The organism is Mesorhizobium sp. U510, assembly GCF_059180695.1.
In genome coordinates this window covers 6889866-6905100 of record NZ_CP180532.1, presented here as the reverse complement: position 1 = coordinate 6905100, position 15235 = coordinate 6889866, and the positions used below count along the sequence as shown (strand labels likewise).

Here is a 15235-nt window from a genome sequence, read left to right as displayed (position 1 = left end):
AGGCGGTTGACGCGGCCCGAAAGGCCCGTCAATCATCCCGGGAAGAACGGGCATCCGGCAAAATTGCGGGCTCCAACCAACAAGATCCGAAAGCAGGGAAGAAACGATGGAAAAAGCCGAAATCGGCCTGATCGGCCTTGGTACGATGGGCTCCAACCTGGCGCTGAACATCGCCGAGCACGGGCACCGCATCGCCGTCTTCAACCGCACAAGGGCACGCACCGACGCCTTCGTCGAGAATGCCGGCGCGCTGAAGGACATGGTTGTGCCCTGCTACAGTCTGGAAGAACTTGCCGCCGCGATCCGGCCGCCGCGCCCGATCATCATCATGGTGCTGGCCGGCAAGCCGGTGGATGAACAGATCGAAGCCTTGCGCGGCGTGCTGTCCAACAACGACATCGTCATCGATGCCGGCAACGCCAATTTTCGCGATACGATGCGGCGCTTCTCCGAACTGTCCGGCTCGGGCCTGACCTTCATCGGCATGGGCGTGTCCGGCGGCGAGGAGGGCGCGCGCCACGGCCCGTCGATCATGGTCGGCGGCACGGAAGATAGCTGGAAGCGTGTCGAGAAGGTGCTGACCGCCATCTCCGCAAAGTTCAAGGACGAGCCCTGTGCCGCCTGGCTCGGCACCGATGGCGCCGGCCACTTCGTCAAGACCATCCACAACGGCATCGAATATGCCGACATGCAGATGATCGCCGAGATCTACGGCATCTTGCGTGATGGCCTCGGCATGGGGCCGAAGGACATCGGCACGGTGTTCTCCAACTGGAACAAGGGCCGGCTCAACTCCTACCTGATCGAGATCACCGCCAAGGTGCTTGCCGCCGACGATCCCAAGACCGGCAAGCCGGTTGTCGACATCATCCTCGACCGGGCAGGCCAGAAGGGCACCGGCAAATGGTCGGTCATCGAGGCGCAGCAACTCGGCATTCCGGCGACCGCGATCGAGGCGGCCGTGGCGGCCCGTGTTCTGTCGTCGATCAAGGACGAGCGGCTGGCGGCGGAACAGGCCTATGGCGCTATCGGCGTGTCGAAGATTTCCGGCGACAAGGATGCGCTGCTGAAAGATCTCGAACTGGCGCTTTTCGCCGGCAAGATCGCGGCTTACGCTCAGGGTTTCGCGGTGATGAGCGGCGCCTCGAAGGAGTTCAACTGGAACCTGCCGATGCCGACCATCGCCAGGATCTGGCGCGCCGGCTGTATCATCCGCTCGCAGATGCTGGATACGATGGCCGAGGCCTTCAGCAGCGGCGGCGCTTCGACCAATCTTTTGATGGCGCCGGCTTTCATCAGCTTGATGCAGGAAGCGCATCCGTCGCTGCGGCGCATCGTGGCGAGGGCTTCCGAGGCCGGCGCGCCGGTGCCGGCGCTGTCTTCGGCACTTGCCTATTTCGACAGCTATCGCCAGGGCCGCGGCACCTCGAACCTGATCCAGGCGCAGCGTGACTTCTTCGGCGCGCATGGCTTCGAACGCATCGGCGAGCAGGGTGCCTTCCACGGTCCGTGGGGCAGCGGCGCGGCGGGTTAGAGCAATTCCAGGAAAAGTGTGAGCGGTTTTCCGTCTGGAATTGCGTCTAGCTCAGTCGTCAGCGCGCTGGTAGGCCAGAACCTCGCCCGGCACGCTGAGACTTTGCAGCGAGCCGGGTGCGGCGCCGCCGATCCAGCCGAGCACGGAGCGGGCGAGCTCCGAGCCCGCCAGCCGGAAGTTCTCGTTGACGATCAGCAGTTCGGGCCTGAACAGATGCAAAAGGTCCGATGATTGCTTGGAGACGATGTCGACGTCGCGGCCAAGCTTGAGGCCGGCATCCTCGATGCCGGCGACGAGCGCAAGCGTGGCGGCGGCGGCGCTGCTGACAAAGCCGTCCGGCCTGATGTCGCGGCGCATCAGTTGCGCGGTCCTCGTCCGGATCTGCTCGATCGAATGGTCGATCGATACGGTACTGAACGGGATCTCGCTGGCGCCGACCTCGCTCAGCGCATCGGCAAAGCCGTTGACCGTATGGCCGTAATAGGTCAGGCCGACGGGTGGCGTCAGCAAGGCGAGCTTGCGGCGTCCCATGCTCGCAAGGCGCCGTACGGCTTCGACCGCGAAGGCATGATTGTCGAAATCATGATAGGGGTGGACCAGCCCCATATCGGTGCGGCCATGCGTGGCAAAGGGAATGCCATGCTCCAGCATATAGCGGGCCCTGGCATCGTTCGGCTGCGTGCGTGAAATGATGACGCCGTCGGCGGAACCGGTCTCGACCAGGTAGCGTATCGGGTCGAGTGGATCCTGCGAGCGCGAATAGGGCGTGACGATCAGGTGGTAGGGCGTGTCGGCAATGACTTCCGAGACGCCATAGATGATGTCTGAGACGAAGCTCATGATCTCGCGGTCGGTGTTGAGCACGAGGCTGATGACATTGGTCTTGCCGGTTCTGAGCCTGACGCCGGCGCGGTTCGGGCGGTAGCCGATCTGCTTGGCGACGAGCTGGACGCGGCGCCTGGTTTCGGCGCCGATCTCAGGGGCATCCTTCAAGGCGCGCGACACGGTGGTGACGCCGAGCCCGGTCATGAAGGCAAGCGTCTTCAGCGTTGGCCGCTCTTGCGCCGACGCTTCCTCGTTCTTTTCCGTATGCCGTCTGTCCATTCGTCCCGCCCGTCAGGCGCATAGCAGCCGCAGGCCGGGTCGGCAATCGCCGTGATTGGCGGCGTCGCATGATTTCAAGCCCGGCAATCCGTCAATATACTGAAACGTTACAGATTGCCAATCGCACTGCGCTGGCGGGCGAATTCGCAGGACGACATGGAGTCGCGAATTCCCTTGAGAATCCAGAGCGAAACGCCGTCCCGGCGACGCTCTATGCCGGCTTTCATGGACCTTTTCTTATTTTGCACTGCAATTGCTCATATTGCGGCGCACAACGGCAAGGCCGGTCGATAGATTTTATTCGCGACTCGAAAAAATATCGAACGGTCTCCACGCCTGGGGTTGCGCCATCCACGCAATTGCCGTATCGAAAATCTGTAACGTTTCAGATTCTGGGAGGAACCGAAATGCGATACAAACTTTTGACCGCTGCCCTTGCGGCCACGGCCGCGCTGCAGTTCGCCGGCCCGGCCACCGCGACGGACCTGGAAGTCACTCATTGGTGGACTTCCGGCGGCGAGGCGGCGGCGGTCGCGGAACTCGCCAAGGCATTCGACGCCACCGGCAATCACTGGGTCGACGGCGCCATTGCCGGCTCCGGCGGCACGGCACGGCCGATCATGATCAGCCGGATCACCGGCGGCGACCCGATGGGCGCCACCCAGTTCAATCACGGCCGGCAAGCGGAAGAGCTGGTGCAGGCCGGCCTGATGCGCGACCTGACCGATGTCGCCACCAAGGGCAAGTGGACAGAGGTCGTGCGGCCCAAGAGCCTGCTCGACAGCTGCACCATCGGCGGCAAGATTTATTGCGTGCCAGTCAACATCCACTCCTGGCAGTGGCTGTGGCTCTCGAACGACGCCTTCCAGAAGGCTGGCGTGCCGGTGCCAAAGGACTGGAATGAGTATGTGGCCGCCGCCCCGGCGCTCGAGAAGGCAGGCATCGTCCCGCTGGCGGTGGGCGGGCAAGCCTGGCAGTCGTCCGGCGCCTTCGACGTGCTGCTTGCAGCGGTTGGCGGCACCGACACCTTCCTCAAGGTCTACAAGGACAAGGACGCCAAGTTCGCGGCCGGTCCTGAAGTCGCCAAGGTGTTCAAGGCGGCCGACGATGCGCGCAAGATGGCCAAGAGCACCAATGTGCAGGACTGGAACCAGGCCACCAACATGGTCATCACCGGCAAGGCCGGCGGCCAGATCATGGGTGACTGGGCGCAGGGCGAGTTCCAGGTTGCCGGCAAGACCGCCGGCAAGGACTATACCTGTCTTCCCGGCCTTGGCCTGAACGAGGTCATCGCCACGGGTGGTGATGCCTTCTATTTCCCGGTGCTCAAGGATGCCGACAAGTCCAAGGCGCAGGAAGTCCTGGCCGAAACCTTGCTCGATCCCAAGACCCAGGTCGCCTTCAATCTCAAGAAGGGCTCGCTGCCGGTGCGTGGCGACGTCGACCTTAACGCTGCCAATGACTGCATGAAGAAGGGGCTCGCCATCCTGGCCAAGGGCGCCGTCATCCCATGGACCGATCAGCTGCTTTCGCAAGACAGCCAAAAGCAGAAGGAGGACCTGTTCTCCGAGTTCTTCGCCAAGCCCGAGATGACCGTGGAAGAGGCGCAGAAGCGCTTCGCCGACATCATCGCCACGGCGGATTGATACCGCCGGCAAAGTCCCATTCCTCCCGGTCCGGTGAACTCCAGGCCGGGAGGGCGCGCCCTTACCCGATCCAGCATGGCTGCACCGATGAGCAAGAGCGAACGCCCCAGCCGACTGTTTCGCAATCTCAATGCGAAGGTCGCGTCGATCCCCATGATCCTCACCGCGCTGGTGGTTTTCGTCGGCGGCACGGCGTGGACGGTGCTCTATTCCTTCACCAATTCGAAGCTGTTGCCGCGGCTGAATTTCGTCGGCCTCGACCAGTATTACCGGTTGTGGGCGACCCCGCGCTGGCTGATCTCGATCGAGAACCTGCTGATCTATGGCGTGATCTCGCTGGTTTTCTCGCTGGTGATCGGTTTCATCCTCGCTGCCCTGCTCGACCAGAAGATCCGTTTCGAGGATACGTTCCGCACGATCTTTCTCTATCCCTTCGCGCTCTCCTTCATCGTCACCGGCCTTGTCTGGCAATGGCTGCTCAATCCTGACTTCGGCATCCAGGGCGTGATACGAAACCTTGGCTGGACGAGCTTCGCTTTCGATCCGCTCTACAATTCCAGCATCGTCATCTACGGCATATCGATCGCCGCGCTCTGGCAGGGCACCGGGCTGATCATGTGCCTGATGCTAGCCGGCCTGCGCGGCATAGACGAGGATATCTGGAAGGCAGCGCGGGTGGACGGGATCCCGATGTGGAAGACCTATCTGTTCATCATCATCCCGATGATGCGGCCGGTCTTCATCACCACGCTCGTCATCATCGCGTCCGGCATCGTCAAGGTCTACGACCTCGTCGTCGCCCAGACCAGCGGCGGGCCGGGCATCGCCTCCGAAGTGCCGGCAAAATATGTCTACGACTACATGTTCTTCGCCCAGAATCTCGGCCAGGGTTTCGCGGCCTCGACCATGATGCTGCTCTCGGTGATGATTGTCATCGTGCCGTGGGCTTATCTCGAATTCGGAGGCAGGAAGCGTGTCTGACCAAGCCGTCTCCTTGTCCGCGCCGTCCGGCGCCGGCCATGCCGATGCCTCGGGGCCGAGCGGACCGAAGCCGCGTCACATTTTCTCGCGCCGCAACATCTTCCTCTATGGCACGCTCATCGTGGCGGCGCTCTACTACCTCCTGCCGCTCTATGTGATGATCGTCACCTCGCTCAAGGGCATGCCGGAAATCCGCCTCGGCAACATCTTCTCGCCACCGCTCGAGATCACGTTCGAGCCCTGGGTCAAGGCGTGGTCGACGGCCTGCACCGGCCTCAATTGCGACGGACTCTCGCGCGGCTTCTGGAACTCCGTTCGTATCACCGTACCTTCGGTGATCTTGTCGATCGCGATCGCCTCCGTAAACGGCTATGCGCTGGCCAACTGGCGCTTCAAGGGCGCCGACACGTTCTTCATCATCCTGATCGTCGGTGCCTTCATCCCCTATCAGGTGATGATCTATCCGATCGTAATCATCCTGCGCGAGATCGGCCTCTATGGCAGCCTGAGCGGCCTGGTGATCGTCCATTCCATTTTCGGCATGCCGATCCTGACACTTTTGTTCCGCAACTATTTCACCTCCATGCCGGAGGAATTGTTCCGGGCGGCGCGTGTCGACGGCGCCGGTTTCTGGGGCATCTATCTGCGCATCATGCTGCCGATGTCGCTGCCGATCTTCGTCGTCGCCGTCATCCTGCAGGTGACAGGCATTTGGAACGACTTCCTGTTCGGCGTCGTCTACACGCGCCCCGACACCTATCCGATGACGGTGCAGCTCAACAACATTGTCAACTCTGTGCAGGGTGTGAAGGAATACAACGTCAATATGGCGGCGACCATCCTGACCGGGCTGGTGCCGCTCGTTATCTATTTCATTTCCGGCAGGCTTTTTGTGCGTGGCATCGCTGCCGGCGCGGTGAAAGGATGATGATGGCAGAAATCGCGAACCCCAGCGTATCGATCCAGAACCTGTCGCTGAACTATGGCGCGGTGTCGGTTCTGCAGACACTCAACCTCGATATCGCCGAGGGCGAGTTCATCGTGCTCCTGGGGCCCTCCGGCTGTGGCAAGTCGACCTTGCTCAACTGCATTGCCGGGCTGCTCGACATTTCGAAGGGCCGCATCTTCATCAAGGGCAAGAACGTCACCTGGGAGGAGCCCAAGGATCGCGGCATCGGCATGGTATTCCAGTCCTATGCGCTCTATCCGCAAATGACGGTGGAGAAAAACCTGTCCTTCGGCTTGCGCGTCGCGGGCCTGCCCAAGGACGAAATCGCCAAGCGTATCGCGCGCGCCGCGGAGATCCTGCAGATCGAACCGCTGCTGCAGCGAAAGCCCTCCGCACTGTCCGGCGGCCAGCGCCAGCGCGTGGCGATCGGGCGGGCGCTGGTGCGCGATGTCGACGTTTTCCTGTTCGACGAACCGCTGTCCAATCTTGACGCCAAGCTGCGATCCGAATTGCGCGTCGAGATCAAGCTGCTGCATCGCAGATTGCAGAACACCATGATCTACGTCACCCACGACCAGATCGAGGCGATGACGCTCGCCGACCGGATCGCGGTGATGAAGGGCGGCGTCATCCAACAGCTCGACGCCCCGCAAACCATCTACAACCGTCCGGTCAATCGCTTTGTCGCCGGATTCCTCGGTTCGCCGGCGATGAATTTCATCGAGGGTCAACTGGAAGCCGGCGATGCGGCGGCGTTCACCGCCGACGGGGTTTCGATACCGCTCGACCGCTATGAGTTCGACAAGGATCGCGGCAGCGCGGGCAAGCCCTGTGTGTTCGGCATCAGGCCCGAGCACGTCGCCTTTGGAGATGCGGCCAAGGCCATGCCGTTCACCGCCGAGTCAGCCGTCGAGATCGTCGAGCCGATGGGCTCCGACACGCTGGTGTGGACCAAGCTCGGCGGCCGCAATTTTTCCTTCCGCGTCGAGGCGGAAAAGACGCTGCGCACCGGCGATCCAATCCGGATCGGCTTTGACCCAGCCCGCGCCTCGCTTTTCGACACCCCATCCGGCAACCGCCTATAGCCCCCAAGCCTTCCTCCCAAGAACCCACCCTACCAAGCAGAACGGACAGAGACGATGAACTGGTCATTCCAACTTTACAGCGCCCGCAATTTTCAACCTTGGGAGGGCGTGCTCGCCTCGCTCGGCAAGCTCGGCTACGCGCAAGTCGAAGGTTTCGGTGGCGTCTATGAAAATCCCAAGGCCTTCCGCGCGGAACTCGACAAGAACGGGCTTTCGATGCCGACCGGGCATTTCTCCATCGATGCGTTGGAGAAGGATTTCGACGGCGTGCGCAAAACGGCCGAAGCGCTCGGCATCAAGCTTCTGATCTGTCCCTATCTGATGGCCGAGGACAGGCCGTCAGACGCCGCCGGCTGGCGCGGCTTTGGCGAGCGACTGGCCAAGGTTGGCGAGGTCGCCTCGAAGGCCGGCTACGGCTTTGCCTGGCACAACCATGATTTCGAGTTCAAGGCACTCGCCGACGGTTCGGTGCCGCAGGATCACATCCTGTCGTCCGCTCCCGATATCGGCTGGGAGATGGACCTTGCCTGGGTGGTGCGCGGCGGCGCCGATCCGCTGCCCTGGATCGAAAAGCACGGCAAGCGCATCGTCGCCGTGCATGTCAAAGACATCGCCAAGCCGGGCGAGGGACTGGACGAGGATGGCTGGTCGGATGTCGGCCACGGCACGATCGACTGGGCCAACCTGATCAAGGTGTTGCGGGCCAAGAGCGCGGCAAAATACTTTGTCATGGAGCAGGACAACCCCAACGACATCGAGCGCTTCGCTCGTCGCTCGATCGCATCCGTCAAGGCTTACTAGGAACAATCATCATGGCAAAGAAACTGGGTATTGGCGTCATCGGCTGCGGCAACATCTCGAAGGCGTATTTCTCGCTGGCACCGCTGTTTCGCGGCATCGAGATGCGCGCCTGCGCCGACATCAACATGGACGCGGCCAGGGCGCGGGCGAAGGAGTTCAAGCTGCGCGCCGAGACCGTCGAGGACCTGCTCAAGGCCGATGACATCGACATCATCGTCAACCTGACGATACCGGCGGTGCATTACGAGGTGTCCAAACGCGTGCTCGATGCCGGCAAGCACGTCTATTCGGAAAAGCCGTTCGTGCTCTCGCTCCAAGAGGGCCAGGACCTCAAGGCCCGGGCTGAAAAGAAGGGGTTGCGCGTCGGCTCGGCGCCCGACACGTTCCTCGGCGGCGCGCACCAGCTGGTGCGTGAACTGATCGACGAGGGGAAGCTCGGCAAGATCACCAGCGGCACCTGCCATGTCATGGGTCACGGCATGGAGCACTGGCACCCGAATCCGGATTTCTTCTTCCAGCCGGGCGCCGGACCGGTGCTCGATATCGGGCCGTATTACATCACCAATCTGATCCAGCTGATCGGGCCGGTAAAACAGGTGGCGGCCTTTGCGACGACCCCGGCCAAGGAGCGGACGATTTCGTCGAAACCGCGTGCGGGCGAAAAAATCCCGGTCAACACGCCAACCACCATCCATGGCCTGCTGGAATTCGAGAACGGCGCCGTGGTGACGTTGAACACGAGCTGGGATGTCTGGGCTCACGGCCACGCGCCGATGGAACTCTATGGCGAAGCGGGCACGGTGTTCGTGCCGGATCCGAACTTCTTCGGCGGCGACGTGCGCTTCACCGAAGAGGGCAAGCCGGTCAAGAAGCTGCCGAAATGGAAGCACCCGCTTGGCGTGCCCAATGAAATGCACGGCCAGGGCATGATGGCCAACTACCGCACGGCAGGTCTCGCCGACATGGCGTTGGCGATAGTCGAGGGGCGGCCGCATCGTTGCTCGATGGAGTTGGCGCTGCATGCCGTCGATGTCATGACCGGCATCCTGCGCTCCGGCGAAACCGGCAAGTTCGTCGCCATGCAGACCACTTGCGAGCGGCCGGCGGCACTTGGCGTCAAGGCGGCCAAGGAACTGCTGGCGAAGAAGTAGGCGCAAAGATTATCGATAATGTTGACTTGCCCCTCTCCCCGTTCGGCCGGGGAGAGGGTAAAAGGGCGCCGGGCCGGCTCACCGCTTTGCGATGAAGCTGCCCGGTCTGTTCACATTCGAGGATCTTTCCCAATGCCCTATGTCGCCGCCGAAAATCGCTACGAAAAAATGATCTACAATCGCTGTGGGCGCTCCGGCCTCAAGCTGCCGGCGATCTCGCTCGGCCTGTGGCACAATTTCGGTAACGACACGCCGCACAAGACCAAGCAGGCGATCGTGCGCAAGGCGTTCGACCTCGGCATCACCCATTTCGACCTCGCCAACAATTACGGGCCGCCGCCCGGCTCGGCCGAAACCGCTTTCGGCGAAATCCTGCGCACCGATTTTTCCGCCTATCGCGACGAGCTGATCATCTCGACGAAGGCCGGCTATGAAATGTGGGCTGGCCCTTACGGTGAATGGGGCGGGCGCAAATACATGCTGGCCAGCCTCGATCAGAGCCTGAAGCGGATGGGGCTCGATTATGTCGACATCTTCTACTCACACCGCTTCGACCCGGACACGCCGCTGGAAGAAACCATGGGCGCGCTCGACCATGCGGTGCGCTCGGGCAAGGCGCTCTATGCCGGCATTTCGTCCTACAACTCGCAGCGCACCCGCGAGGCCGCCGACATATTGCGGCAGCTCGGCACGCCCTGCATCATCCACCAGCCGAGCTATTCGATGCTGAACCGCTGGGTCGAGGAAGACGGCCTGCTCGACACGCTGGAAGGGCTCGGCGTCGGCTCGATCGTGTTCTCGCCGCTGGCCCAGGGCATGCTGACCGACAAATATCTTGGCGGCATCCCCGAAGGCAGCCGCGCCTCGCAGGGCAAGTCGCTGAAGTCGGCCTTCATCAACGACCGCACCATCGCCAACATCAAGGCGCTCAACGCCATCGCCGGCAAGCGCGGCCAGACGCTGGCGCAGATGGCGCTGGCCTGGGTGCTGCGCAAGGGCAAGGTGACGTCGGCGCTGATCGGCGCCAGCCGGCCGGAGCAGGTCGAGGACTGCGTCGGCGCCCTGAAGGTGCTCGACTTCAGCGATGCCGAATTGGCCGAGATCGATAGCTACGCGCGCGAATCCGACATCAATCTGTGGGCGGCCTCAGCCGAGCGCAAAGGCCCGCCGAGGAAATAAAGCTGTCGGACAAGCCGGCAAATGACAACGGCTGGAACCCTTCCCGCCGTCTTCATGGCAAGCAAAATGTCGGGCAAGATGGCTGGGCCTCAGGGCGTCTTCGGCTTCTGGGCCGTGCCCAGCCCGGCTTTCGGCTTTTCCGGCGCAGGAGCAGGACCCTTCATCTTCGCCTCGATCCAGCCGCCGTAGTTGGCCAGCCGCGTGTAGATGCCATAGGCGTCCTTGTGGCCGCAGGCCGCGCTGCCGTCGGCGGGGCCTTCGCCCCAGCTGACGACGCCGACCTGAACCGGGCCGTCGGCGCCGGTCATGAACAGCGGGCCGCCGCTGTCGCCATTGCAGGCATCGCGTACGCCGCTGGCGGTGCCGGCGCAGATCATGTTGCTGGTCAGCGGATCGGTCATGTCGGCGGCAATCGCATTGGCGGCGGCATCGATGCCCTTTTCCGAATAGCGCATGCGGTGGGACAGATCGCCGAGTGCCGCCTTGAGGTCATGCGCATAGATGGCCTTGATGCCGCTGTTGCAGGCGCTGTTCGGCTGTAGATCAAGGTCGGCGACCATCAGCGTGGTCGGGAACGTTCCGTCCTGCATCTTGCCCCAGCCGGTGACGGTGGTCTTGCCGGTGTCAGGGGTCGCCTGGCGGGTAAGCTTGATGGTCGGCGCATCGGCCGGCTCGGCAAGCCGGAGCAGGCCGAGGTCGTTGTCGAGCGTCTGCTCGCTGTAGCCTTCGTTGACGATGACCTCCACCACCTTGTGGCGCTTGCCTTCGCCGAGATCGGTGGCGCCGGTCAGCACGGTAACCGAATCCGGTGAGATCGGCTTGCCCTTGTCGTTGAGGCAGTGTGCCGCCGTCAGCACCCATTGCGGGGCGATCAGGCTGCCGCCGCAGAATTGTGCATTGGCCTGCGAGGCCGGGTTCTCGTCCAGCCTGGCGGTGGTGAGCAGCGCGACCTGGAACGGATAGGCGCCCTTTTCGGCCTGGTTGCCGCCATAGACCCGGTCGGCGCCGTCAGGGTTCTCAGCGGCTGCCTTGGCCCTGGCCTCGGTCACCCGCTGCATCGGCGAGACCGCCGCTTCGGGCCTTGCGGCGCTTTCATCCGCCCGGCCGAGGTTGATCGATACAAAGGCGGCGGCAATGCCAAGCAGCGATGCGGCAACGATTGGTCCGAACCGATTTGTGATGTGCACCTGAACCTCCTCAGACAATTTTCCCGCGCGGATCGACGCCGGGCATTGTGCAAGGAGGTGTCGCCGGTCCGGCGATCCGCACGCGTGCCGTATCGAAAACGGCGCGCGATCGGTCACAAAACCGAATCCCACTTTTGCTAACCGTGCCCGCGAGCAGAACCCGCACAAAATCCTATAGCCCCCCACGGGCTAGGTGGAAGCGATTTATCATTGCCAATCTTGGATTATTTTAGGCAGTATACCGTTGCAGAGTTTTTTTGGCGGGGGCCTTGAAAATGACAGCCTAGAACAACGCTCGCGGGGAATGCCGGCGAGCAGACTCATTTTTCGGCGTCACCACGATCTCGACAATATTTCTCTATTTTGATCCAGTCCTTGCTGACTTTTGGGAGAGTCTCACCATGACAAAACTGACAAACGCACTTATTGCGTCCGCTTTGCTTTCCACCGCAATGTGGACGGTCCCGGTTTTCGCCGCCGACCCTGGGTCCGCCAGTGCCGGCAATGGCGAAAGCATGCGGGACGTTACTTCAGGCGACTTCAAGGCCGGCCGGGCAAAGCCGATCACGACACCAAAGCTTACTGATGAAGACAGCCGTGCCGCGCCGCTCACCGACGAGAAGGCGGCAGTCAAATCCTATGGCATCGTCGGGCGTTCCGCCGATGGCAAGGAGATCAAGATCGAGCCGAGCGAAGCACTGCGCGAGCTCATCATCAAGGAACTGAATGCGCCGGCCAATGGCGCGGATGGGGCTGAGCGCAAGACCGAGGACCCTGGGCTCGGCGAAGGCGAAGCCGGGCGTCAGGTTTTCGGTCCCGACGATCGTGAGCAGGTCAGGAACACCAAGACCTATCCGTTCTCGGCCATCGGCTATCTGGAAGCCAAATCGGCGAAGACGGGCAGCTATGGCAGCTGCTCGGCAACGCTGATCGGCCCGCGCACCGTGCTCACCGCGGCACATTGCCTCTACAGCCATGAGGACAAGGACTGGCTCTCGGAATATCTCTTCGTGCCAGGCCTCAACGGCAGCACTGCCGACGACGCACCGTTCGGCGCCTTCGCCTATGAAAGCGCCTATGTGCTGCAGGGCTTCATCGACAACTACCAGGGTTACTACGGCTCGGTGATCCCGTGGGATCTCGGCATCATCACGCTGAAGCAGGATGTCGGCACCAACCTCGGCTGGCTGGGCTACGCAAATTATGACGATCTCGGCGACTTCACCGCCAACCTTGTCGGCTATCCCGGCGACAAGCCGATGGGCACGATGTGGAAGGCGAGCTGCGAAGTGCATGCCGAGAACATCGCGCCGGAATATTTCCAGTATGATTGCGATACGTTCCCGGGGTCGAGCGGCAGCTCGGTCTATGCCTATGACACCAAGTCCAAGCAGCGCATCATCACCGGCGTCAACGTGGCGGAAAGCCCCGAGGCGAACACCGCCGTGCGCCTGAACGCCGCCAACGTCCAGTGGATCAACAGCCTGTACAAATAGTCGCTGCGCGTTCGCGGTGAAGGCAAAGGCGGCGGGTCAATCCTGCCGCCTTTTTCGTGCCGATCCTTCCCTCATGGCTTCCCTTGCACGAGGCCGGCGCCCCGACTACGCTTGCCTTGCCAAAGGGGCGAGGCGTCCAGGGGGCTTGAGGGATGGGGCGGACAAGGGCAGTGTTCGGGGTCGCGGCCGCATCGATGCTGGGCGCGATGATGCTTTCACCGGCTTTTGCCGATCCCGCCCGTGTCGGCGGCGCCTGGGCGGAGCGCGTGCAGATCCTCTATCAGGCCGACACACGCTCGGTGCTGCGCAGGACCGTGCGTGTCTGGGATTTCCATCCCGAGAAGAACCTCGACTTCGTCTGGGAGCCGGCCGCGGGCCGCTCGCCTGATAAGACGATCGCCGAGGACGGCACCGTCAACGGTAAGGGCAGGCTGGTGTGGCGGGTGCGCGGCTCGGCGAGCTATGACCCGAAGACCGTCTACTCCAGCTATTTCGGTGATGTCAGGAACGGCCGGCCCGACGGGCAAGGCCGGCTCGAATTGCGCTCAGGCGAGGTTTTCGACGGGCATTGGCTTGGCGGAGAACTCAACGGCGAAGGTATCCATGTCGATGCCGAAGGCAACCGCTATGAGGGGCAGTTCGTAGACGGCATTCCGAATGGCGAGGGCCGGTTGCTGTCGAAGACAGGCGAGATCTTTGCCGGCTCTTTTGTCGGCGGGTTGAAGAACGGCAAAGGCACCACGCGGCTCCCCGGCGGCACGGTCTATGAATCGCAGTGGGTGATGGGCAAGGAGGTCGGCGGCACGCGTCCAGACGTTCTGGCCGATGCCAAGGTCGGAGGCCTCCTCAAGGCGCAGGCCAGCGGCGGCGATGCAGGCAAAGTCGAGATCGGCGTCATCGTCGACCAGCGCATGACCCAGCAGGCCGACATGAAATACCAGCACCTGGTGCGCGACGAGGACATCGCGATCTATCCGGAAGACACCCTCTACAACGACGCCTGGAACGGCACCGGAACGGTCAATACCACCAATGTCTATGAAGGTGCGACCTGGGAGGACACGCCGGCCTTTGCCGAGGTCGACCTGACGACGACGGACGAGTTCAGGGTCAAGCTCGACAGCCTGGAAATGAAGGTCGCTGCCAGCGACGCCTACCGCAAACCGATGTTGTCGATCTCGGAGCATTTCGGCTGCATCGGCTTCCGGCCCGATTTCTCCATCGTCAACAATGGCTGGGGCGACGCCAAGGACATGAAGATGTCGGTCCAGTTCACCACGGTGGACGAAGAAGGCAATCCGACCGGGCAGCCAAGCCGCATGTTCACCAAAGACATCGGCGGTTTCAGCGATGGCGTCGACGTGTCGATCAAGAGCGTGCTCGACGAGGCCGGCGTCGACACGGCAAGCCTTGAGACCGGGCGTTTCCCCTGTCCCTCGGTCGATAGCCTCAATGTCTGCCGCAGCCAGCTCACCAACAAGATCAAGTTCGGTGAGGTCGGCGACTATCTTGGCAATTTCAACCAGGCGATGACGCTGAACGCGATCGGCAAGTTGGACTATTCCTGGGCGGACGATCAGGGCAATGTCTACCAGCAGAGCGAGCCCTTCCGCGCCCAGATGACCATGGCGGTCTTCGAGACTCCCGAATCGATGGCCGAATGCGGCGATGGCGGTGGCGGCAGCCCGGAAGCGATGCGCTACCAGAACATCGAATTCCCGATCGGCAAGCACGACTACACGATCGCCATGCCGGTGCGCGGCAACAAGACTGTCAGCGCCTATACGGCGCGGCTGAAGATGTGGTCGGCGATGTCGTCGATCCACAGTTTCAGCATCGCCGCGCATTTCGCCGACGGCAGCGTGCGCGAGAGCAAGCCGGTGACCTTCTTCTATTTCCGGCCGAAGCAATCGCTGTTCGAGACCAGGACCGAACCGGCGGCGTGCTATCTACCCCGCCAGATGATGGGCTGCGGCTAAGGTATGTCGATATTCAGGTGAGGCCGGTCTGCAAACGGCTGATACCTGCGCTTCCCCGTTATACTGCGTCGCAGTAGAACTGTGCTCACGTACGAAAAGTACGCTCCGCTCCGGTTCTCGGTGTCAGCCGTTTTCGACTCGGC

12 protein-coding genes are annotated in these 15235 nt (G+C 62.3%); 10 read left to right on the top strand and 2 right to left on the bottom strand.

All coding sequences use genetic code 11. The features are described from left to right. The first annotated feature begins 106 nt into the window (after positions 1-106). Positions 107-1534, top strand: a complete 1428-nt coding sequence (gene gnd, locus ACLGL5_RS35480; protein ID WP_019861257.1) for an NADP-dependent phosphogluconate dehydrogenase — start codon at positions 107-109, stop codon at positions 1532-1534. A gap of 51 nt (positions 1535-1585) precedes the next feature. Here gnd and ACLGL5_RS35475 read toward each other — a convergent pair whose 3' ends face one another. Further along, positions 1586-2638, bottom strand: coding sequence for a LacI family transcriptional regulator (locus ACLGL5_RS35475; RefSeq protein ID WP_038649755.1), 1053 nt, complete (start codon positions 2636-2638; stop codon positions 1586-1588). Positions 2639-3045: 407 nt separating this feature from the next. Here ACLGL5_RS35475 and ACLGL5_RS35470 point away from each other — a divergent pair, with 407 nt between their 5' ends. From ACLGL5_RS35470 to mgrA, 7 genes are all read left to right on the top strand, one after another. Further along, positions 3046-4284: an ABC transporter substrate-binding protein gene (locus ACLGL5_RS35470; protein ID WP_069093162.1), complete on the top strand. Its 1239-nt coding sequence runs from the start codon at positions 3046-3048 to the stop codon at positions 4282-4284. Positions 4285-4371: 87 nt separating this feature from the next. After that, positions 4372-5265: a carbohydrate ABC transporter permease gene (locus ACLGL5_RS35465; RefSeq protein WP_027047408.1), complete on the top strand. Its 894-nt coding sequence runs from the start codon at positions 4372-4374 to the stop codon at positions 5263-5265. Next, the gene (locus ACLGL5_RS35460; RefSeq protein WP_069093161.1) at positions 5258-6193 is read left to right on the top strand and encodes a carbohydrate ABC transporter permease; all 936 of its coding nucleotides are present in this window, start codon (positions 5258-5260) and stop codon (positions 6191-6193) included. Before ACLGL5_RS35465 ends, ACLGL5_RS35460 begins: the two co-directional genes overlap by 8 nt. Positions 6194-6195: 2 nt before the next feature. Next, positions 6196-7299 carry an ABC transporter ATP-binding protein gene (locus tag ACLGL5_RS35455; RefSeq protein WP_027047407.1) on the top strand — a complete coding sequence of 368 codons (1104 nt, stop codon included), beginning with the start codon at positions 6196-6198 and terminating at the stop codon, positions 7297-7299. A gap of 54 nt (positions 7300-7353) precedes the next feature. Next, the gene (locus ACLGL5_RS35450) at positions 7354-8100 is read left to right on the top strand and encodes a sugar phosphate isomerase/epimerase family protein (protein ID WP_019861249.1); all 747 of its coding nucleotides are present in this window, start codon (positions 7354-7356) and stop codon (positions 8098-8100) included. An 11-nt stretch (positions 8101-8111) separates the two neighbouring features. Continuing rightward, complete coding sequence (locus ACLGL5_RS35445) at positions 8112-9251, top strand: Gfo/Idh/MocA family protein (RefSeq protein WP_069093160.1); 1140 nt, start codon at positions 8112-8114, stop codon at positions 9249-9251. 132 nt (positions 9252-9383) lie between these two features. Beyond that, a complete protein-coding gene (gene mgrA, locus ACLGL5_RS35440; protein ID WP_019861247.1) occupies positions 9384-10430 on the top strand; it encodes an L-glyceraldehyde 3-phosphate reductase in 1047 nt (348 codons plus the stop codon). An 89-nt stretch (positions 10431-10519) separates the two neighbouring features. Here mgrA and ACLGL5_RS35435 read toward each other — a convergent pair whose 3' ends face one another. Further along, entirely contained in the window at positions 10520-11617 is a 1098-nt protein-coding gene (locus ACLGL5_RS35435; RefSeq protein ID WP_069093159.1) for a S1 family serine peptidase, read from the bottom strand. 401 nt (positions 11618-12018) lie between these two features. On the opposite strand from ACLGL5_RS35435, the gene ACLGL5_RS35430 reads away from it, so the two are divergent. Next, a complete protein-coding gene (locus ACLGL5_RS35430) occupies positions 12019-13113 on the top strand; it encodes a trypsin-like serine peptidase (RefSeq protein WP_069093158.1) in 1095 nt (364 codons plus the stop codon). 170 nt (positions 13114-13283) lie between these two features. Next, positions 13284-15092, top strand: coding sequence for an MORN repeat-containing protein (locus tag ACLGL5_RS35425; RefSeq protein ID WP_223217856.1), 1809 nt, complete (start codon positions 13284-13286; stop codon positions 15090-15092). Positions 15093-15235: the final 143 nt, after the last annotated feature.